This window comes from Algoriella xinjiangensis, assembly GCF_900115015.1.
In the GTDB taxonomy this organism is placed as follows: Bacteria; Bacteroidota; Bacteroidia; order Flavobacteriales; family Weeksellaceae; genus Empedobacter; species Empedobacter xinjiangensis.
On sequence record NZ_FOUZ01000002.1, the window covers coordinates 26,944 to 49,159 of the forward strand.

Annotated in this window: 20 protein-coding genes; 14 read left to right on the forward strand and 6 right to left on the reverse strand. The window is 30.3% G+C overall.

The features are described from left to right. Positions 1 to 2: 2 nt before the first annotated feature. From argG to carB, 5 genes are read left to right on the forward strand one after another with little or no spacing between them, the layout of a single operon-like run. On the forward strand, positions 3 to 1,190 hold the full coding sequence (argG, locus tag BM072_RS01685) for an argininosuccinate synthase (RefSeq protein ID WP_092905945.1): 1,188 nt from the start codon (positions 3 to 5) through the stop codon (positions 1,188 to 1,190). A gap of 59 nt (positions 1,191 to 1,249) precedes the next feature. Continuing rightward, on the forward strand, positions 1,250 to 2,260 hold the full coding sequence (gene argC / locus BM072_RS01690) for an N-acetyl-gamma-glutamyl-phosphate reductase (protein WP_092905947.1): 1,011 nt from the start codon (positions 1,250 to 1,252) through the stop codon (positions 2,258 to 2,260). A 17-nt stretch (positions 2,261 to 2,277) separates the two neighbouring features. After that, positions 2,278 to 3,414, forward strand: a complete 1,137-nt coding sequence (locus BM072_RS01695) for an aspartate aminotransferase family protein (protein ID WP_092905949.1) — start codon at positions 2,278 to 2,280, stop codon at positions 3,412 to 3,414. After that, positions 3,407 to 4,489, forward strand: a complete 1,083-nt coding sequence (gene carA / locus BM072_RS01700; protein WP_092905951.1) for a glutamine-hydrolyzing carbamoyl-phosphate synthase small subunit — start codon at positions 3,407 to 3,409, stop codon at positions 4,487 to 4,489. The genes BM072_RS01695 and carA overlap by 8 nt, the downstream gene beginning before the upstream one ends. An 11-nt stretch (positions 4,490 to 4,500) precedes the next feature. Further along, entirely contained in the window at positions 4,501 to 7,728 is a 3,228-nt protein-coding gene (gene carB / locus BM072_RS01705) for a carbamoyl-phosphate synthase (glutamine-hydrolyzing) large subunit (RefSeq protein WP_092905953.1), read from the forward strand. Positions 7,729 to 7,936: 208 nt separating this feature from the next. Here the strand turns inward: carB and BM072_RS01710 are convergent, their stop codons facing one another. Next, the gene (locus BM072_RS01710; RefSeq protein WP_092905956.1) at positions 7,937 to 8,206 is read right to left on the reverse strand and encodes a hypothetical protein; all 270 of its coding nucleotides are present in this window, start codon (positions 8,204 to 8,206) and stop codon (positions 7,937 to 7,939) included. 74 nt (positions 8,207 to 8,280) lie between these two features. Next, positions 8,281 to 8,460 (reverse strand): hypothetical protein, encoded by a 180-nt coding sequence (locus tag BM072_RS01715; RefSeq protein WP_092905958.1) that lies wholly within the window; start codon positions 8,458 to 8,460, stop codon positions 8,281 to 8,283. Positions 8,461 to 8,549: 89 nt separating this feature from the next. Between BM072_RS01715 and BM072_RS01720 the strand changes: the two genes are divergently transcribed. Both BM072_RS01720 and BM072_RS01725 read left to right on the forward strand, forming a co-directional pair. Next, positions 8,550 to 9,485, forward strand: a complete 936-nt coding sequence (locus BM072_RS01720) for a T9SS type A sorting domain-containing protein (RefSeq protein WP_092905960.1) — start codon at positions 8,550 to 8,552, stop codon at positions 9,483 to 9,485. Positions 9,486 to 9,820: 335 nt separating this feature from the next. Continuing rightward, positions 9,821 to 11,284, forward strand: a complete 1,464-nt coding sequence (locus tag BM072_RS01725) for a T9SS type A sorting domain-containing protein (protein ID WP_092905962.1) — start codon at positions 9,821 to 9,823, stop codon at positions 11,282 to 11,284. A 78-nt stretch (positions 11,285 to 11,362) separates the two neighbouring features. Here BM072_RS01725 and BM072_RS01730 read toward each other — a convergent pair whose 3' ends face one another. The 3 genes from BM072_RS01730 to BM072_RS01740 are packed head-to-tail and all read right to left on the reverse strand — an operon-like array spanning position 11,363 to position 13,522. Further along, positions 11,363 to 12,073 (reverse strand): hypothetical protein, encoded by a 711-nt coding sequence (locus BM072_RS01730; RefSeq protein ID WP_092905964.1) that lies wholly within the window; start codon positions 12,071 to 12,073, stop codon positions 11,363 to 11,365. 55 nt (positions 12,074 to 12,128) lie between these two features. After that, positions 12,129 to 12,854 carry a tRNA threonylcarbamoyladenosine dehydratase gene (locus BM072_RS01735; RefSeq protein ID WP_092905966.1) on the reverse strand — a complete coding sequence of 242 codons (726 nt, stop codon included), beginning with the start codon at positions 12,852 to 12,854 and terminating at the stop codon, positions 12,129 to 12,131. An 11-nt stretch (positions 12,855 to 12,865) separates the two neighbouring features. Next, positions 12,866 to 13,522, reverse strand: a complete 657-nt coding sequence (locus BM072_RS01740; protein ID WP_092905968.1) for a TatD family hydrolase — start codon at positions 13,520 to 13,522, stop codon at positions 12,866 to 12,868. Positions 13,523 to 13,723: 201 nt separating this feature from the next. Between BM072_RS01740 and BM072_RS01745 the strand changes: the two genes are divergently transcribed. From BM072_RS01745 to BM072_RS01760, 4 genes are all read left to right on the forward strand, one after another. After that, positions 13,724 to 15,175: a T9SS type A sorting domain-containing protein gene (locus BM072_RS01745; protein ID WP_092905970.1), complete on the forward strand. Its 1,452-nt coding sequence runs from the start codon at positions 13,724 to 13,726 to the stop codon at positions 15,173 to 15,175. Positions 15,176 to 15,313: 138 nt separating this feature from the next. After that, positions 15,314 to 16,720, forward strand: coding sequence for a multidrug transporter subunit MdtD (gene mdtD / locus BM072_RS01750; protein WP_092905972.1), 1,407 nt, complete (start codon positions 15,314 to 15,316; stop codon positions 16,718 to 16,720). A gap of 61 nt (positions 16,721 to 16,781) precedes the next feature. Continuing rightward, positions 16,782 to 17,558: an isocitrate lyase/PEP mutase family protein gene (locus BM072_RS01755; RefSeq protein WP_092905974.1), complete on the forward strand. Its 777-nt coding sequence runs from the start codon at positions 16,782 to 16,784 to the stop codon at positions 17,556 to 17,558. Continuing rightward, positions 17,555 to 18,607 (forward strand): bifunctional transcriptional activator/DNA repair enzyme AdaA, encoded by a 1,053-nt coding sequence (locus tag BM072_RS01760; protein ID WP_092905975.1) that lies wholly within the window; start codon positions 17,555 to 17,557, stop codon positions 18,605 to 18,607. The genes BM072_RS01755 and BM072_RS01760 overlap by 4 nt, the downstream gene beginning before the upstream one ends. Before the next feature lie 16 nt (positions 18,608 to 18,623). On the opposite strand, the gene BM072_RS01765 is transcribed toward BM072_RS01760, so the two are convergent. Then, positions 18,624 to 19,664, reverse strand: coding sequence for an asparaginase (locus BM072_RS01765; protein ID WP_092905977.1), 1,041 nt, complete (start codon positions 19,662 to 19,664; stop codon positions 18,624 to 18,626). Between the two features lie 125 nt (positions 19,665 to 19,789). Here BM072_RS01765 and BM072_RS01770 point away from each other — a divergent pair, with 125 nt between their 5' ends. The 3 genes from BM072_RS01770 to BM072_RS01780 all read left to right on the forward strand — a co-directional run bounded on the left by BM072_RS01770 (position 19,790) and on the right by BM072_RS01780 (position 22,131). Next, entirely contained in the window at positions 19,790 to 20,623 is an 834-nt protein-coding gene (locus BM072_RS01770) for a valine--tRNA ligase (RefSeq protein ID WP_092905979.1), read from the forward strand. Between the two features lie 63 nt (positions 20,624 to 20,686). After that, positions 20,687 to 21,142, forward strand: a complete 456-nt coding sequence (gene lysM / locus BM072_RS01775; RefSeq protein ID WP_092905981.1) for a peptidoglycan-binding protein LysM — start codon at positions 20,687 to 20,689, stop codon at positions 21,140 to 21,142. A gap of 146 nt (positions 21,143 to 21,288) precedes the next feature. After that, positions 21,289 to 22,131 carry an OmpA/MotB family protein gene (locus BM072_RS01780; protein ID WP_092905983.1) on the forward strand — a complete coding sequence of 281 codons (843 nt, stop codon included), beginning with the start codon at positions 21,289 to 21,291 and terminating at the stop codon, positions 22,129 to 22,131. Positions 22,132 to 22,216 lie beyond the last annotated feature (85 nt).

Consider the following 22,216-nt stretch of genomic DNA (forward strand, 5'->3'; position numbering starts at 1 on the left):
CAATGAGCAACAAAGCAGTTTTAGCTTACAGTGGAGGTTTAGATACATCGTACTGTTTAGTTAACTTAACAAAAGATCAAGCAATGGAAGTACACACTGTAATTGTAAATACAGGTGGATTTTCTGAAGAAGAATTAAAAGATATCGAAGCACGTGCATACGAGTTAGGATCTTCTAAACACGTAACAATTGATATTACAGATAAATATTACAATGATTGTGTACGTTACTTAATCTACGGAAATGTACTTAAAAATAACACTTATCCATTATCTGTAAGTGCAGAACGTATGTTTCAATCTATTGCTATTGCTCAGTACGCAAAAGATGTAGATGCAGAGTATATTGTACATGGATCTACAGGAGCAGGAAACGACCAAATTCGTTTTGATGTTGCTTTTGCAGTTATCTCACCACAATCAAAAATTATTACACCAATTCGAGACGAAAAATTATCTCGTCAACAAGAAGTAGAATATTTACAAGCAAATGGTGTAAATTATAGTTGGGAAAAAGCAAAATACTCTATCAATAGAGGTATTTGGGGAACATCTGTTGGTGGTGTAGAAACATTAACATCTAACCAAGCTTTACCAGAAGATGCTTATCCAACTCAATTATCAAGAACTGAACCATCTGTAATTGAAATCGAATTTGAAAAAGGTATTCCTGTCGGATTAGACGGAGAAAAAATGGAGCCAGTTGCTTTAATTCAAAAATTAAATGAAATTGGTGGCGAATATGCAATCGGACGTGATATACACGTAGGAGATACAATTTTAGGAATAAAAGGACGCGTAGGTTTCGAAGCACCTGCAGCTTACTTATTAATAAAAGCACACCATTTGTTAGAGAAACATACTTTGACAAGATGGCAATTATTACACAAAGATTCTTTATCAAACTGGTACGGAACTTTATTACACGAAGCACAATATTTAGATCCTGTGATGCGTGATATCGAAGCATTTTTAGAATCTTCTCAAAAAAGCGTAACAGGAAAAGTAAAAGTGCAATTAAACCCTTACCACTTTTCTATGATTGGGATCGAATCTCCTTATGATATGATGCAATCTAAAGTTGCCGTTTATGGTGAAGAAAACGATGCTTGGGATAGTAGAGATGCAAGAGGATTTATTAAAATCTTCGGAAATCAATTAAAAATAGTAAACTCTTTTGAGCAGAAGTAATAAGTATTGAGTTGTGAGTTTTTTACTCACAACTTTTTTAAAAATTAAAAAATAAGAAAATGACTCAAAACTTAGCGCTTAATACTCCACACAAAATAAATGTTAGCATTGTTGGTGGAGCTGGCTATACAGCAGGAGAACTGCTGCGAATATTGATTCATCATCCGATGGTTAATATTTCGTCTGTCTATAGCACATCCAATGCGGGCAATCCCATTACCAAAGTACACGACGATTTGTTTGGTGAAACTGACATCGTATTTTCGGACAAAATAGACGAAAATGCTGATGTCGTTTTTTTATGCCTTGGTCACGGAAAATCTGCCGAGTTTTTAAAAAACAGCAGCTATTCTGCAAACACAAAAATTATTGATTTAAGCAATGATTTTAGATTAGATGCAGATCACATTTTCGAAGACAGAGATTTTGTGTACGGTTTACCAGAATTGAATAGAGAGCAAATAAAATCAGCAAAAAATATTGCAAATCCAGGGTGTTTTGCAACCGCTATTCAGTTGGCTTTATTACCACTTGCAGCAAAAGATGAAATCAAAAATGATATTCACATCAATGCAGTAACGGGTTCTACTGGCGCGGGACAAAGTTTATCTGCTTCAACACATTTTAGTTGGAGAAATAATAACGTGTCTTTTTACAAAGAATTTTCGCATCAACACGAAGGCGAAATCTACCAAACCATCAATCAATTAGAAAAAGATTTTAACAATAAAGTTTATTTCTTACCAATGCGAGGAGATTTTGCACGCGGAATTTTAGCAGGTCTTTATTTAAAATCTGATTTAACAGAAGAAGAAGCAAAAAATATTTTTAAAGAATATTATAAAAATGAGCCTTTTACTTTTGTATCTGATGAGCCAATTGCGCTAAAACAAGTTGTAAATACCAACAAATGTTTTGTACATGTTCAGAAACAAGATGATGTTTTGTTAATCACATCAATCATAGATAATCTAACAAAAGGTGCTTCTGGACAAGCAGTAGAGAACATGAACTTGATGTTCGGTTGGGACGAAAAACTAGGATTGAATTTGAAAACTGTTGCCTTCTAAATCAAAAACAAACAAAAATGAAACTATTCGACGTATATCCATTAATGAATGTAACTCCGGTAAAAGCCAAAGATTGTATCCTTTGGGACGAAAACGGAAAAGAATATTTAGACCTTTACGGAGGTCATGCGGTGATTTCTATTGGTCACTCGCATCCATATTATGTAGAAAAATTAACAGAACAAGTAAATAACATTGGTTTTTACTCAAACTCTGTAAACATACCAATTCAGCAAGAATTGGCAGAAAAATTAGGACGCTTATCAGGTTACGATGAATATACATTATTCTTGGTAAATTCTGGTGCAGAAGCCAATGAAAATGCAGTAAAATTAGCTTCTTTTCATACAGGGAAAGATCGTGTAATCGCTTTCAAAGGTGCATTCCACGGACGTACTTCTGGTACGGTTGCATTAACAGATAATCCAAAAATTGTAGCACCTTTCAATGCACATCATAAAGTTTCTTTTGTCGATTTTAATATAGATGAAGTAAAAGAAGTAATTGCGGGCGGAGATGTTGCAGCATTAATTTACGAACCAATTCAAGGTGTTGGTGGAATCATTTTACCATCAGATGAATTTGTGCAAGAATTAAGAAAAGTTTGTACAGAAAACGGTGTAGTTTTAATTGCAGACGAAATACAATGCGGATACGGACGCTCTGGGAAATTCTTTGCTCATCAACATTCTGACATCAAAGCAGATTTGATTACAATGGCAAAAGGAATGGGAAATGGTTTTCCGATTGGTGGAGTTTTAATCTCTCCAGAATTTGAAGCTTCTTATGGTTTATTAGGAACAACTTTCGGAGGAAATCACTTAGCTTGTGCAGCAGCAGTCGCAGTTTTAGATGTTATCGAGAAAGAAAACTTGATTGATAATGCAAAAGAAATAGGCGAATATGTTGGGATCGAATTAAATAGATTTCCGATGATAAAAGAAGTTCGCGGACGCGGATCAATGATCGGAATTGAATTTGATTTTCCTATCAACGAATTAAAAAATAACTTATTAACAAAACACAATATTTTTGTAGGATATGCTGGGACAAACGTTATTCGTTTATTACCACCATTAACCGTTACAAAAGCTTACGTAGATAAATTTATCGACGCATTACAAACAGAAATAAACAACATCATCAATGGATAAGAACGTAAAAATCATCTTCCAAGACGGATTAGAAATTGAAGGAAAATCTTTTGGTGCCTACACATCTGCTGCTGGAGAAATAGTTTTCAATACAGCTATGGTTGGCTACAACGAGAGTTTGACGGACCCTTCTTACAAAGGGCAGATTATGGTTATGACATTTCCGATTGTAGGAAATTACGGTGTACCAGATGAAAAAGCAATGATTAATGAAATCGAAGCTTGGGTAGAATCTAACAAAATTCAGGTAACTGGATTGGTTGTATCGTATTATTCTGATGATTACTCGCATTGGAATGCTATTCAGAAATTAGGAGATTGGTTAAAAGCAAACAATATTCCTGGAGTTTACGGGGTAGATACACGTGCAATTACAAAAAAATTACGCGAAGAAGGTTCTACATTAGCTAAAATTGTAGCGGATGAAGATATTGAATTCTATGATCCAAATACTGATAATTTAGTCGATCAAGTTTCGATAAAAGAAGTAAAACGTTACAACGAAGGTGCAGATATTAAAATTGCATTAATAGATTGTGGTGTAAAAAACAATATCATTCGTTGTTTTGTAAATAGAGGAGTAGAAGTAATTAGAATTCCTTGGGATTACGATTATTCTACGTTAGAATTTGATGGATTGTTTATTTCAAACGGACCTGGTGATCCAGAAATGTGTGTGGCAACAATCAATCATCTAAAACAATCTTTACAAGAAGATAAACCAATTTTCGGAATTTGTTTAGGAAATCAATTGGTTAGTTTAGCTGCAGGTGCATCAACTTTTAAATTAAAATATGGTCACCGTTCACACAATCAACCTGTGCAATTAGCTGGAACAAAAAAATGTTTCATCACTTCTCAAAATCATGGTTTTGCTGTAGATGATTCTAAATTACCAGCAGGTTTCAAAACATTTTTCTCAAATTTAAATGATGGAACTTGTGAAGGAATTCGTCACGAATCGAAACCAATTTTTACGGTTCAATTTCACCCAGAAGCAACAGGAGGACCAGTTGATACAGAATATTTATTTGATGAATTCATCAGCGAAGTAAAAAAATATAAAAACGCATAATCAGAATAGTAATGATAAAAGATATTAAAAAAGTATTAGTATTAGGATCAGGAGCTTTAAAAATCGGTGAAGCCGGAGAGTTCGATTATTCTGGTTCGCAAGCGTTAAAAGCATTAAAAGAAGAAGGAATCCAAACGATTCTTATCAATCCAAATATTGCAACAGTACAAACTTCTGAAGGAATTGCAGATGAAATTTACTTTTTACCTGTAACACCTTATTTTGTAGAAAAAGTAATTGCAAAAGAAAAACCAGACGGAATTTTAGTTGCATTTGGTGGACAAACTGCTTTAAACTGTGCAGTAGAATTAAACAAGAATAAAATCTTCGATAAATATAATGTTCGTGTTTTAGGAACACCAATTTCTGTAATTGAATCGACTGAAGATCGTGATATTTTTATCGAAAAATTAGATCAAATCGGAGTTTTAACTGCTCGTTCAGAAGCAGTAGAAACGATTGAAGATGCAATGGCTGCAGGAAAAAGAATTGGTTTTCCATTAATCATTCGTGCCGCTTATGCATTAGGAGGTTTAGGTTCTGGTTTTGCTCATAATGACGAAGAATTATACGAATTAGTAGAAAAAGCATTCACATATTCTAACCAAGTTTTAGTTGAGGAATCATTAAAAGGATGGAAAGAAATTGAGTACGAAGTTGTGCGCGATGCAGAAGACAACTGTATTACGGTTTGTAATATGGAAAACTTCGATCCGATTGGTGTTCACACGGGCGAATCTATCGTTGTAGCACCTTCTCAAACATTAACTAACTCAGAATACCACAAATTACGCGAGGTTGCAATTCGCACAATACGCCATTTAGGTGTAATTGGAGAATGTAACATACAATACGCTTTTGATACAGTTTCAGAAGAATATCGTGTTATTGAGGTTAACGCACGTTTATCTCGTTCATCAGCTTTAGCATCAAAAGCAACAGGTTATCCATTAGCCTTTGTTGCAGCTAAATTAGCGTTAGGTTATACATTAGACGAATTAAAAAATAGTGTTACAAAAACAACATCGGCTATGTTTGAGCCAGCGTTGGATTATTGTGTTGTTAAATTACCACGTTGGGACTTAAACAAATTCTACGGAGTTCGTCGTAACATTGGTTCGGCAATGAAATCTGTAGGAGAAGTAATGGCTGTAGGACGTTCTTTTGAAGAAGCAATTCAGAAAGGAATTCGTATGTTAGACATTGGTCACAGAGGATTTGTAGCAAATGGATTTAAGATTCCAGAAGGAGAATCTTTAGACACATGGTTATCAGAACCAAATGACGAACGTTTATATGCGATTACAGAAGCATTTAAAGCAGGATATTCTATTGAAAAAATCCACGATTTAACAAAAATCGATTTATGGTTTTTACAACGTTTAGAAAGAATATTTACTGTTTCTAAGGAATTTGAAGCATACGAAAGATTTGAACAAATTGATGCTGAATTATTAAAAGTTGCTAAAAAAGCAGGTTTTTCGGATCAACAAATTGCAGTTTTAGTAAAAGGAGAAAACGGAATTCATAGAAACGAATTAACAGTTCGTGAATTACGTAAAAACTTTGGTATAAAACCAGTTGTAAAACAAATTGATACGTTAGCAGCAGAATTTCCTGCACAAACTAATTATTTATACACAACATACCACGGAACAGAAAATGATTTAACACCAGAAACAGAAAAATCGGTTTGTATTTTAGGTTCGGGTGTTTACCGTATTGGTTCGTCAGTAGAATTTGATTGGTGTGGAGTAAATGCTGCACAAACAGCTTCTGCAAACGGATACAAAACAATTATCATCAACTATAATCCAGAAACAGTTTCGACAGATTATGATACTTCGGACAGATTATATTTTGAAGAATTATCGTTTGAACGTGTGATGGATATTTTAGAATTTGAGAATCCTTACGGAACAATTATTTCGACTGGAGGACAAATTCCGAATAATTTAGCAATGAAATTATACGATCAGCAAATCAATATTTTAGGAACTTCTCCTTTAAGAATTGATGATGCAGAAAATCGTCATAAATTCTCTGAAATTTTAGATGAATTAGGAATCGATCAACCACGTTGGAAAGAATTATCTTCGTTAGAAGCAATTCATAGATTTGTGGATGAGGTAGGTTTCCCAGTTCTTATTCGTCCTTCTTATGTATTGTCAGGTGCTGCGATGAACGTGGTTTCGAATACGCATGAGTTAGATGCTTTCTTAAAATTAGCCAAAGAAGTTTCGCCAGATTATCCAGTTGTGGTTTCAGAATTTGTGCAAGGTGCAAAAGAAATTGAATTAGATGCGGTTTGTCAAAACGGAGAAATTGTAGATTATGCAGTTTCAGAACACGTAGAATTTGCAGGTGTACATTCAGGTGATGCAACAATGTATTATCCACCACAAAAAGTATACATCGAGACAATTCGTCAAATGCGTAAAGTAGCTGCGAAAATTGCGAAAAAATTCGAGATTTCTGGACCAATGAACATTCAGTTCTTGTCTAAAAATAATACAGTTCGTGTTATCGAAACAAATATTCGTGCATCACGTTCGTTCCCATTTGTATCAAAAGTTTCTGGAAATAATTTAATCGAAAAAGCAACGAAAATTTTATTAGGAATTGAAGTTGAAAAAGGTAATTCAGAAATCGTTTACGATTTAGATTATGTAGGTGTAAAAGCATCACAATTCTCGTTTACACGTTTACAAGGCGCAGATCCAGTTTTATCTGTCGACATGTCGTCTACAGGAGAAGTTGGTTGTATTGGAGATACGGCAGAAGAAGCTTTATTAAAATCGATGTTATCTGTTGGATATAAAATTCCAGAAAAAACAGTTTTAATTTCTGGTGGACCAATTGCTTCTAAAGTTGCATTATTAGAGCCAGCAAAACAATTGATTGCAAAAGGATATAAAATTTATGCGACTGAAGGAACACACAAATTTTTCACAGAAAATGATGTATATTCTACTTTAGTTTATTGGCCAAGTGATAATAAAGAGCCAAATGTAAAAACATATTTGCACGAACATAAATTTGATATGGTAATTAATATTCCGAAAAACTTAACAAAAGCGGAATTAGATAACGATTATCAAATACGTCGTACAGCGGTAGATTTTAATATTCCGTTGATTACAAATGCACGTTTAGCTTCGGCTTTTATCAATGCATTTACAAAATTATCAATTGATGATTTAGGTATCAAAACTTGGAACGAATACCGTAATAAGTAATCAGTTCTTAGTATTAAATATAAGTTTAAAGCCTCGCAATTGCGAGGCTTTTTTTGTGATGTATTATTCTTATTCAAAATGACAAATAATGGATGTCATTCCGAGTACCGAGGAATCTAAAAAATTATATGATGAGAAGCTGAACTAAATCCAGCTTGATTTTTTTAATAAATACTGCGAGTCGTTCTGAACTTGTTTCAGAATTGTATCAAGGTTTTTTTCTTCTAATAAAATTGAAAATTAAACTTATCAACAATAAACTTCCTAAAATAATCATTGTAACGATGTAGTATTTTTGACTTTGTTCGGCTTTGTTTTTATAATTATTAAACTCATTATTAATAATATCAACTTCATTTAATTCAGAAGTTCTTGTACAAAAATTTGTTATAGTTCCTATTTCAGATTTATAACCATAAACTAAATATGTTTTGTTTAGCTCAAAATAACTTCCACATCCACCAAACATTTTTGACATAGGCGTGTAAATTGTTGTATAATATTTTCTACTATCTTTATTAGAAAGTTCTCTTTTATAATCTTTTTCAATTTCTAACGTAAACGCAAAACTGGATTTGAAGAGAAATCATATTTTGTAGAATCAACCGAAATTACTTTTCCGATAAAAATAGCATCAGCTTGTTCAATAGCTTTTTTAACAGATGATGTGTCACAACTACAACCAAAAGTTAGTGTAGAAATTAATAATAAAAGATAACTTATATATTTCATTGGTTTTTTTAGGTAAATTAAAAATAATAAATTTTACGCTTAAGTATTGTATTTGTTTTGTAACTTCGTGTCATTCAAAATCTTAATATATGAAAAAATTTGTACTTATTTTATTTTGTTCACCAGTTTTATTTGCACAAGATTATTTACCAATGGCAAAAGAAAATAATTCTTGGAAATTGAAAATGGATTTTGGTTTAGCTATAGGACAAGGTTGTGGTGGCCAATTACCACAGAAAGTAGTTAATTATACGATTGATTTAGGTGAAACCAAAACAATAGATAATATAACGTACAAAGAAGTATTTAGAAAGCATGAATTTAATTCGTTAGCGAGTTTTCAGAATGCAAAAAATTGTGATAATAATGCAGAAAATAGTAAATTTTTAGGTTATTTGAACGAATCTAATTACAATCAAAAAGTTTTAGTTGGTTATTTACGTGACGATGTGCAAACTAAAAAAGTATATTTAAGAGATTTACAAAATGTAGAAAAAGAAATTTATGATTTCTCGAAACAAGTTTATATTGATCCTAATTATTATGTAGCGAGTTTATATGCGATTAACAATGCGCAATATTTTAATGTAAATACAAAAGAATTTGTTTATAAAACGCCTGCTTTAAATTCTGTTCAAAATATATATGAAGGAATTGGAGATATTAGAAGTAATTTTATTTATCAAACTTCAAATAATATTGATGGTGTTTTTTGTAATTTATTAGGTTTTTCAACTGATAATGGATCAAGTTTTTATCAAAAAGATAATGGTTTATTAAAAGTAAATGATTTAAACTCTTCAAAAAAATATAAATTAAAACAAAATCCTGTTTCTAAATCGATAGAAATTAATAGTGTAAAAGATATTAAAGAAATAAAGTTGATTGATGTAAATGGACAAATTGTCTTGCAGCAATCAACTAATTTTAACCAGATAAATGTGGCTAATTTACCTATTGGTAAATATTATTTAGTTATCATATCTAATTCGAAACAAGAAGTAGTAAGTTTTCTTAAAAAATAATAAAAACAAAAAAAAAGCCTCGTAATTGCGAGGTTTTATTTGTTTTAAATAATGAGAAGCTAAACTAAATTCAGCTTGACTATTTTATAAATCTTGATACGATTCTGAACTTGTTTCAGAATCGTATCAAGATTTTTTTTTCTTCTAATAAAATTGAAAATTAAACTTATCAACAATAAACTTCCTAAAATAATAACTTCCGCATCCGTCAAACATTTTTGATATAGGTGTGTAGATTGTTGTATAATATTTTTTGTTAATAAAAAGAACTTAATAATTAATTAAAAGCCTTTATATTTAGCTATTCTAAATAAAAAACTATTAAAATTATTTATATGAAATTAAAAATTTATTTTTTATTCCTTTTATTATATCCATTTATTTCTTTTGGACAATTTGATTTAATAAAAGGTGATTTATACTCAGATATAAGCAGTTTTATTGTACATAAAGATAAATTATATTTTTCTGCAAGGTCATCTGATGAAGAATATTCTCAGATATGGGTATTTGATTCAACAGAACCAATAAGTTCAATAAACCCTAAAATTTTAGTAAACTTGAATCGTACTAATTCTTCTCCTAACGGATTTATAAATTATAATGATAAATTATTTTTTAATGCTAATGATAAATTATATTCTTATGACTCTAATTCACCTACTTCTAATGATAACCCTAAAGTTTTAGGTAACAGCGGGAATGGATTTATAGTGTATAATGATAAACTTTATTATGAGGAGGCTTCTGAGTATCCAAATTCTTGGATGTGGGTATATGATGATAATCAAGAAGTAAGTTCATCAAATCCGAAAAAATTAATAAATGATCCAAAAATAAATACAACATCATTAGATTTTAGATTTAAAAATATTGTTTACAATGATAAACTATATTATTGTGGTAGTAATTTAAATGATCGAAATTATGAATTATATGTCTATGATTCGAAATATCCAATAACGAATACTAACCCAAAAAAAATTAATGAAATAAATCCTAAAGAGAAACCATCTACGCCAACTGATTTTGTTATTTTTAAAGATAGATTGTTTTTTACTGCTGACGATGGTACAGGAGAAGAGCTATTTGAGTATAATGAGATGAATGATCCTAAAAAAGTTTATGATATTAATCCCTCAGCTTATGGTGGAAGACCTCAATATAAAACAGTATATAATGATGATTTATATTTTTCTGGAACTGATCAAACACATGGAATTGAATTGTGGAAATATTCTGGGACTTCAATACCAACTTTGGCTATTGATATTAATCCAAATAAAGAATCTTCTTTACCAACTAATTTAAAAGTATATTCAAATAAATTATTCTTTATAGCTGATGATGGTGTTCATGGTTATGAATTATCTATGTATGATTATAATACTCCTTTTTCTAACACTAACCCTAAAGTTTATGATTTATATATAGGAAAAGAAAGTGGGCTAAATCCAAATAATGATTTTATAGAATATAATGGAGATATTTATTTTAGTGGTAAAAGTGAACCTTTTGTATATAGCTTAAATAGAATAAAATCTAAATTTTTAAATGTAAAGGATATTAAAGTATCAAATTTAACAGAAGTATATCCAAATCCAACGAATAAAAATATTAATATCAATTCAAATTATAAAATAGATAAAATTGAAATTTATAATTTTACAGGTCAATTAATAAATCAATATTTTCCTGAAAAAAATAATTATTCTATAGATTTTCAACAAAAAGGAACTTATTTAATTTCTATTGTTACAAATAATGAATTAGTAACAAAGAAAATAATTGTAAAGTAAAAGTTATTTTTTTAAGTATAATTTTAATGAAAAATCCACTCAACTGAGTGGATTTTTTTATTTTATTAGAAGTAAATTTTATTTAAAATTTGCGAAAAATTCTTCTACTTTTTCTACACCATTTGCATCTAAAGCAGCTAATAATTCAGTTTTAATTTCAGTTAATTCTTTCTTTTTTGCTTTTTTAAGAATGGCATGACTTGTCTCTAAAAACACTTCAATTTGTTCTAAACCGCGAGAACTTAAGAATTTTTCGTCCGTTTTTTTCAATTTTGCATAAACCTGAGCCAACATTTTAAATTGCTCTAAAGCCAATGCATATTCTTTTACAGTTTCTAAAGTAATCATGTAATGCAACATCAATTGCACAGATGGCATATTGCGTTGATGACCATATTGTGTATATTTATCCAGCGCAATTCCGAAAGCTTTTTTACTACGTTCGATATTTTTGTTTAAAGTTGAAGAAATAACAACATTAAACCAATCATCCGAATTATTAGAGTTTTCGGCTAATTCGTAAAAAGATTTATCTGCATTTTCAAAATCTTTTAAACTATAATAAGCTAATGCGATTAATTTTTTTGCATCATATAATTGTTTCGGATCTTTTGCATCCAACAAACCTTCACAAATTTTAATACACATATCAAAACTCTCTTGACCAAATAAATCCCTTGCAGTATTTAACAAAGAGTTAGTCGCATTTTGTTCTAAAGCTTGCTCGTACATAAATTGACGAGATCTCAAAACATCTTCGTACGTGATATAATCGTAATTGATTTTCATTTTTCTAAATGTGCGTTAATTTTCAACTAAATTAATTAAATCTTTAAGAAAGTGCTTAATTATTTTCCTTTTTTAATAAATAATGAATAACCGTTTCTGCTGCATACAGCCCAAACAAAGCGGGCATATAGCTATTTGTTCCAAAAAAAGATTTCTTATAATTTTTACCATCAGTTAATTTTAATGATGTTTCATCAGCTTCTTCCGTCGAAAAAACCGCTTTTATACCTTTCGAAATTTTTTCTTTTTTAAGACGTTTTCTAATTTGTTTTGCTAACGGACAAACAATTGTTTTCGAAATGTCTTTTACCACAACTTTCGAAACTAACATTTTTCCACCTGCGCCCATACAACTCACAATCTTTACTTTTTTACGTTTCGCTGCAATAATCAAATTAATTTTTGGCGTTACAGAATCGATACAATCCATGATGTAATCATATTCTTTCGAAACAATTTCTAAGGTGCGTTCTGGACTCAAAAACTCGTTAATACGAATTAATTCTAGTTCAGGATTAATGTCCATTAAACGATCACCAACAACATCTATTTTGTGTTGACCAACGGTAGAATGTAACGCTGGTAATTGACGATTTATATTTGTAATATCCACAGTATCGCCGTCTACAATGGTTATTTTACCAACGCCTGCGCGTGTAATAAATTCTGCTGCAAACGAACCAACACCGCCTAAACCTACGATTAAGACATGCGAATTTTTAAGGGTTTCTAAACCTTCTTTTTTGAATATTAATTCAGCTCTTTCTTGCCAAACTGCCATTTAATTATATTTTATGAGATTTCAAATCCGAAAACATTTTTCCAGTTTTCAGCCATTTGTTGTTGTAATTCTTCTATTGATATTTTTCTTAATTCGGCTGCAAATGCATAAATTTCTTGAATTGGAATTTCACTAGAATCATTTTCAAGAAAAAAGTATTTTGCCGAAAGATTTGCAAATATAATTTGTAAGTTTTTGTTATAAAGAAGATTTTTGCCAAAAGATGCAAAACAATTTTGCGCAATAATTTGTTGTAGCAATTGTTCGTTTTTATTAAATCCATGAAAAATAAACGGAACAGTGAGATTCATTTTTTTTCGGATGTGTAAAATTTCTTGATAAGCTCTTACCGAATGTATAATTATTGGAAGTTGATTTTCTTCTGCAATTTTTATTTGTTTCTCAAAAACTTCAATTTGTAAATTAAAATCTGTTTCACATAATTTATCCAATCCAATTTCGCCAATTGCCAAACAATTTTTGTCTAAAATATGATGATTGATTAAATGGGTTTCTTCATCAATCGTCGTAGAATTGATATAAGCAGGATGAATTCCGATTGAATAAATTTTAGCATTTAAATTTAATTCATTCGGAAACTGATTATACAACTCTAAAACATCAGATTGATGCGATAAATGATGTGTATGTGTGTTGAGAAACATCATAATGTACTTCTATAAATGACAAAATTAATGATATTCCACTTGTTAATTTGATTTTGTTTAAATAATATAATTTCTACGTTTTTTTTGATAAATACTTAGATTATTTATTCGACCATAAGTATTTATTATTAATATATCTATTTAGATTTATTGTTGTGTAAGTAATTGTATTATAATATATTAGAAATTAATTAACAAAACATGAAGAAAACATTATTTACAATTTTATTTGCGGCATTTATGTCGAATATTCCATTATTTGGACAAACAGGAAAAGCACCAAATTTTGATGAATCAATTGTTCAAACAGAATTAACAACAAAAGGAACAGAAAATTTTCCGACAACAAGTTGGTTAGATAATGCTGATGTAAGTTGGTACAACGCTACGGCAACTTCTTTTACTTTAAAAACAGCAGAACAGCTTGCTGGTTTAGCAAAGTTAGTTTACGATGGAAATGATTTTTCGGGAAAAACGATTGAAATTACGAATGATTTAGATGTAGGTAAACATTTATGGACACCAATTGGCTATGGTTATCAAAAACCATTTTCTGGAAATGTTTTAGGAAATAATCATACTGTAAAAAATGTTTATATCAATAGGCCAACAGGAGACTTTGTAGGATTTTTTGGACAAGCTTTTAAAGCAACGTTTAAAGATTTAAAATTAGATAATGTGATTATACGAGCAAAAGATACAGCTGGATGTTTTGTAGGAAATCTTTCTACAAATAGCCGTGTAGAAAATTGCCATGTAACCAATGCAGAAATCATAACAACATCATACAATGTTGGTGGTTTCGCAGGAAGCGTATTAACAGATTCTTTTGTTACGAATTCTTCTTTTTCTGGACATGTGGAAGGCGTTAATCAAATTGGTGGTTTCACAGGAAATTTATGGGATAAATCGACTATTACAAATTCATTTGCAAAAGGAACTGTTGTAGGAAATTATATTATTGGTGGTTTTGTTGGTTTTACAACAATGGCGTTTGGTGCAAATAGAACAAATATTATAAAAGATTCTTATTCAATTTCTGATGTAGAAGCGTATTCAGAAAGAGCAGGAGGATTTGTTGGATATGCGCAATATGCATTAATTACAGAAAATGTATATACAGTGAGCAAGGTAAAATCACCTGCTACTCCTGGTACTTTTGCTGGAATGGTTGGAAATTCGCAATTCATAAATTCTCATTATGATAACACTGTTTCGGATATTGATGCAGTTGGACTTTATGAATTTGAAGAAGGTACAGGAATTACGGGAAATACTACATCTACAATGAAAAGCGCAACATTTATAAATACCTTAAATGCATCAAATTCTGATAAACCTTGGTCAATTGTAAATGGTTTAAATAATGATTATCCTGTTCTTAAATTTCAAACTTTAGGTACACAAGATTATGTTGTACAAAATATAAATTTAGAGATTTATCCGACAATAACAGATAGATTATTAAAGATAAAATCAAATAATGAAGTGCTAAATTATAAGATTCATGATTTAAATGGTCGAATAGTTCGCAATGAAAAATTACAAAAAAATCAACAAGAAATTGATGTATCTACACTTTCTAAAGGAATATATTTGATTACGATTTCTACAAATAAAGGATTTAAAACTTTAAAATTTATCAAAAAATAATATTTATAAAATGGCTCGACATTGTCGAGTCATTTTTTTATAACCGATAATCAATCACAATTTTTTTCGAATTTATCAAATAATAAAATCTACTTGATAAAATGTTAAAAGAGGAACAAAATTTGCTTAAAGAAGGCAATGAATTCGACGAATAATATAGACGAAAGAATGTTGAAATATTTGCCATGGCTTGGTGCGATGGCAATTTTTATGCAAGCTTTAGACGGTACAATTTTAAATACATCTTTACCTACAATAGCCTTAGAATTAGGCAAATCACCATTAGAAATGCAATCCATAATTGTGGCTTATACGTTAACGGTTGCATTGTTAATTCCGTTGAGTGGTTGGCTTTCGGACAAATACGGAACAAAAAAAATATTTCAAGCCGCGATTTTAATTTTTACATTAGGATCAGTTTTTTGTGCATTTGCAACAACTTTGCCTGTTTTGGTAATTTCTAGAATTGTGCAAGCAGTTGGTGGATCTATGATGGTTCCGGTTGTTCGGTTAGCAATTTTATATGCTTATCCTAAAAAAGAACTTTTAAAAGTAATTAATTTTATCACCATTCCAGGATTAATAGGACCTTTGCTTGGACCAAGTTTAGGCGGAGTTTTAGTTGAAACATTATCTTGGCATTGGATTTTCTTAGTAAATATTCCGTTCGGAATAATTGCACTTTGGATGACAACTTTTGCAATACCAGATTATAAACATCCCGTTTTTAAATTTGATATAAAAGGATTAATTCTTTTTAGTGGAGGAATTACGGTATTAACTTTGGTGATGGAATTAAGCTCTTCGCGTGTAATCAATTCCACTACAATTATACTATTATTAATTGTTTCTGTGTTTTTGATATTTTTGTATATCTATCATGCAAAACGAAAACAACATCCTTTAATCGATTTAAATTTATTTAAAATCAGAACTTTAAAAATCGGGATTATAGGAAATTTAATTACTCGTTTAGGAATCGGAGGAATGCCTTTTCTTATTCCACTTTTATTGCAAGTTGGTTATGGTTATTCGGCTACAGTAGCAGGATTGATAATGATTCCGTCTGCTGCGAGTAATATTTTCGCAAAATCATTTGCCGTTCCTATTGTTAACAAATTTGGTTATCGCGACACATTGATTGGTAATACACTTATTTTGGGTGTATTAATTTGTTTATTTTATTTTCTGAAATCAGAAGCGCCAATTTATTATATTTTGCCTTTATTGGTTGTGCATGGTTTTTTTAGTTCGATACAATTTACTGCGATGAACACGCTTTCGTTGGCAGATTTGGATGATAAAACATCAAGCGAAGGAAATAGTTTATTAGCGGTTACGCAACAATTATCGTTAACATTTGGAATTTCTATGGCAGCTTTAATTTTAGGAATTTTTAGAGAAGCAACAGCTTTAACTAGAGGTGTAGAAGTACAAGCATTTCGATATTCGTTTTTAGCTTTAGGATTTTTAACAATTTTATCAACCTATATCTTTTTCCAATTAAGAGAATCGGATGGGCAAGCAATGGCAGGTAGAAAATAGTTGTTAATTTTTCGGTTGTTTTAAAGATTCATGTCTGATTAATTTTGATGAAAAATAAATTATGACACAGTATCAAAAATTTTATGATTTACATCAACAGCTCGAACCATTTTACATAGGCAATGTATGGAATGTCCAAAGTGCAAAAATTTTAGAAAATCAGAATTATAAGGCTTTAGGAACTTCAAGTGCTGCCATAGCTCATTCTTTGGGATATCAAGATGGTGAAGAAATATCTTTTGATGAACTAAAGTATATTGTAGAGCGAATTATTAGTCAAATCAATATTCCACTTTCTATTGATATAGAAGCTGGATATGGAGAGAATTCTAATCAAATTATCGATAATATTATTCAATTAGCTAAACTTGGAGTTGTAGGAATTAATATCGAAGATTCAATAGTAGAAAAAGGTTGTAGAAGCTTGAAGAATTCTAAAGATTTTAGTGAGTTGATTAAAGAAATTAAGAAGGAATTAAATAATCAACAAATAAAATTGTTTATCAATGTACGTTGTGATGCATTTTTGGTAGAAAATAAAAACTCTTTAGATGAAGCAAAAAAAAGAATTAGTCAATATGAAATTGCAGGTTCAGATGGAATTTTTCTTCCTTGTATAACGAATGAATATGAAATAAAAGAAATTCTAAATCAAACTAAATTACCACTTAATGTAATGACTGTACCAAATCTGATTGATTATAATTCTTTACAAAAACTGGGTGTGAAACGAATTAGTTTTGGTAATTTTTTAAATGATTATGCGTATAAATCCTTTCAAAATATTTCCAAAGAATTACTAAAAAATCATTCATATAAACGTTTATTTGATTTATGAAATTATCCAAAGAATTGATGTACGATGCAATTGTTAGAAAAGATACAACTTTTGAAGGTGTATTTTTTACAGCTGTTAAAACCACAGGTATTTTTTGTAGACCATCATGTACAGCAAGAAAACCAAAAATAGAAAATGTAGAGTTTTATACTTCTACAAAAGAATGTATTGCAAAAGGTTTTCGTCCATGTAAGGTATGTTATCCGTTAGAAACTTTAAATTATACTCCACCAGAAATTCAAAAAATTTTAGACGAAATTCAATCTAATCCTCAAAATAAAATAAAAGATTTGGATGTAGAGCATTTTGGATTAGAACCAAGTTTTTTGAGAAGATGGTTTATTAAAAATCATGGAATGACGTTTCATGCTTTTCAACGAATGTATCGAATTAATTCGGCCTTCAAAAAAATTCAACAAGGAGAAACAATTACAAACTCAGCTTTTGATTCGGGATATGAATCTTTAAGTGGATTTAATGATTCGTTCAAAAATATTTTTGGCGTTTCACCAAAAAATGGAATAAAGCAAACAATTATAGATTATAAAAAAATAGAAACTACTTTGGGAACCATGGTAACTTGTGTAACAAAAAATGGTTTGTGTTTATTAGAGTTTGCTGATAATAAAATGTTAGAAACTGAATTAGAATTAATAGCGAAACAATATAACGCAACTATAATTCAAGGACAAAATCCTTTGTTTGATGAAATAGAAAAACAATTGAATGAATATTTTGAAGGGCAAAGAACTCAATTTACAATAGAATTGGATATAATTGGAACAGATTTTCAACAAAAAGTATGGAAAACATTACAAACGATTCCTTATGGTGAAATGCGTTCCTGTAAAGAACAAGCCTTGTTGTTAAACCTATCCAAAAGTATGCGAGCTGTTGCAAATGCAAATAGAAAGAATAGAATTGCGATAATTATACCTTGTCATCGTATTAGTGATGTTGACGGAAAGTTGACAAGTTACGGTGGCGAAATTTGGAGAAAAGAGTATTTATTGAACTTAGAACATAAAAAAAATCTCTACCAGAAGTAGAGATTTTTATAATTATTTAATTATTGTAAAAATGATGACGCAATTCGCCTTTCAAATTTGATTCGTATTGTTGACGGAAATCTTCTTTCGAAAGATTTTGACCCAATAAATAAATTGCTTTTGTAATAGCCGCTTCCATCGTCAAATCAAAACTAGAAATTGCACCCATTTTTAACAAAGCATCACTTGTTGCATAACGTCCAATTTCGACCATTCCACCCGCACATTGAGTGTTGATAATTAAATGAATTCCGTTATTTACTTTTTCTTCTAACAAATCAATAAACCATTGATCGGTAAAAATATTTCCTGTACCAAAAGCTTCAATAATAAATGCTTTCATGTTTGGCGCATTCAAAACACTTTCGATAAAAGAACGATTCATTCCCGGAAAAATCTTTAAAAGACCAACATCTGCATTTAGATTTTTGTTGATTGTTAAATTTCCAGTAATCTTTTTTTGCCACAAAAGATTTTCTTTAACTTCTAAATGAACGCCAGAAACACCCATAATTGGATAATTTGGTGACTCAAAAGCATCAAAGTTTTCTGCATTAATTTTTGTTGCGCGATTGGCTCTAAATAATTTATATTCAAAGTAAATACATACTTCTTGCACAATTGGTTTTCCTGCTTTTTGAAGTGATGCCAATTGAATTGATGTAATTAAATTTTCTTTAGCATCAGTTCGTAAATCACCAATTGGTAATTGTGAACCTGTAAAAATTACTGGTTTTTCTAAATTATCTAACATAAAACTTAACGCAGAAGCCGTATAAGCCATTGTATCTGTACCATGTAAAACCACAAAACCGTCATAATTCTGATAATTACTTTCGATTGTTTCTGCAATATTTATCCAATATTCTGGCTTCATATCCGAAGAATCAATTGGAATATCGAAACTATAATAATCAAACGAACAATCTAATAAAGCTAATTCTGGGATTTGTTTTAAAAGGTTGTCAAAATTGAAAGGTTTTAGAGATTGATCGCCATAATCTTTGGCCATACCAATTGTTCCTCCTGTATAAATCAATAAAATTTTTGTTTGCATACGTTTCGATTAAATTCTTGCTAAAATTAGAAATTAAAAAAAAGCTGTACAACTACTTTTTAAATCTAGTATTTTTGCTAAATTGATAAGAGAATAGAAAGCGATAATTTTAAAACTAAAATGCAATGAAAAATATACTTTTAGCCCTAACATTATTAACTGCCGGTTTTGCAAATGCACAAAATGATGATGGATTATTTGAGGTAGAATATGAAATGAATGGTCAACAATTAAAATCATTTGCTTTTACAACTGCTAATTGTTCGTCGTCTATTATTTATAAATCATGGGAAAACTGGGTATCTAACAAAGAAGGTTCATCAGGATTTTTAAAGAAACATGAAGCGAGTAATGTAAAGTTTAAGAATTCGGCAGATGTTTATAAAGCAATCATAAGTTTGGTTGAAGAAGAAGGTGGAAAAACAACGGTAATTAATAGTTTAACTGACCAAAACGGAATGCAATTTACAAGTTCTTCTGCGGAGTTTGATGAAATACACAATCGTTTACAAGATTTGGGTTATCAAACGAAACAAGCCTGTGTAAGAAATGATTTGAAGTTAGCAAATGAAAATATGATAAAGCTGACCAAAGAAAATGCAGATGCACAATTAAAAAAAGGAACATCAATCAAATCATATTTAAAAAATAATAATACACTTCTTAAACTCGAAAATAAAAAGCAATTGTTGGGCGATAAGTTAGATTTAGTCGTAAATCAACTGGAAAGAGCTTCGGATGATAAAGAAATTGATGGTTTGATGAAGAAGAAATTGAAAGCCGAAAATTCGTTACGATCTATCGAAGATCAAGTTGTTTCGTTAAGTGCAAAGATACAAACAGCAGAAGATAACGATAAAGGTTTGGATGCAAAAATTAATCAGTTAACAGCTCAAATTCAGCAACAAAGATCAATTTCAGAAAATTTAAAAAAGAAATATTCATCAATTGCACGATAATTGATTCATAAATATTATATTTACTTATATAACAACTTATAAAAATTATTAAATCAACTCACTATGGGATTATTTTCATTTATTAAAAATGCCGGAGAAAAATTATTCGGAGGAGCAGACACACCAGAAGAAAAAGCAGCAAAAGTAAAAGATCACGTTGCTAAACAAGGTTTCGACTTATCAGGTGTAACATTTTCTGCAGACGGCGAAAAAATTGTAGTATCTGGACAAGCTTTAAACATTGACGAAAAACAAAAAATATTAGCTACGGCTGGTAATGTTGAAGGTGTTGAGGTTGTAGAAGATGAATTAACTTTAAAAACACCTTTAGTTATTGAAATTCCAGACATTTCTAAAACAATGTATACTGTAAAAAGTGGAGATTCTTTATCTAAAATTGCCAAAGAAGTTTACGGAGATCCAATGCAATATCCAAAAATCTTTGAAGCAAACAAACCAATGTTGAAACACGAAGATAAAATTTATCCGGGACAAGTATTATATATCCCTCAGGCTTAATACAATATAAGAAATTTAAATACGTTAAAACTCCTACTTAGTTCACTAATTAGGAGTTTTTTCTTTTTAAGCATGGTTTTTGAGGATAAATGAGTTCAATAAAAAAATAATAACATATATTCGTATAACTGAAATATAAAATAATTATGAAATTTACAATTTTGCCAGTAGCGGTTATCGCTGCTTCAACTTTATTTAGTTGTGTGAGTCAGAAGAAGTATGATGAATTACAAAACAAATTCAATTCAGCTTATTCAGAAAATCAAGGATGTCAAACAGAGTTGGCTGTTGCAAAAGCTAAATTAGCTAATTTCGAAAGCAACCAAGGTCAATTTGAGAACACAGTTCAGAGCGAAAGAAATCAAGTTAAAGATTTACAAGCAGCATTAAAAAAATGTATCGATGGTGGATCTAAAAATGTATCTGAATTAGTTAAAGAAATCAACGAATCAAACAAATACATCAAACATTTAGTAAATGCAAAAAGCAAATCTGATAGTTTGAATATGGTTTTAACAAACAACTTAACACGTTCTTTATCAAGCGAAGAAACGAAAGATGTTGATGTTAAAGTTTTAAAAGGTGTAGTTTATATCTCGTTAGCAGATAATATGTTATACAAATCTGGTAGCTACGAAATTTCGCCTGCTGCAGGAGAAACATTAAGTAAAATTGCTAAAATCATCAACGATTATAGAGATTACGATGTTTTAATTGAAGGTAACACAGATAATGTGCCAATTTCTAAGCCAAATATCCGTAACAACTGGGATTTATCTGCTTTAAGAGCATCTTCTGTTGTACAAGCATTACAAAACCAATATGGTGTAGATCCTAAGCGTATGACTGCTGGTGGACGTGGAGAATTTAATCCATTAACTACAAATGCTACGCCTGACGGAAAGTCTAAAAACAGACGTACTCAAATTATTATCTTACCTAAATTAGACCAATTTATGGATTTAATTGGGCAAGCTCCAAAAAACTAATTTGATAAAAAAATAGAATTAGATTATAATGAGCCACTGAAAAGTGGCTCTTTTTTTGTATCTTTTTCAAAATTTTAATCAATAC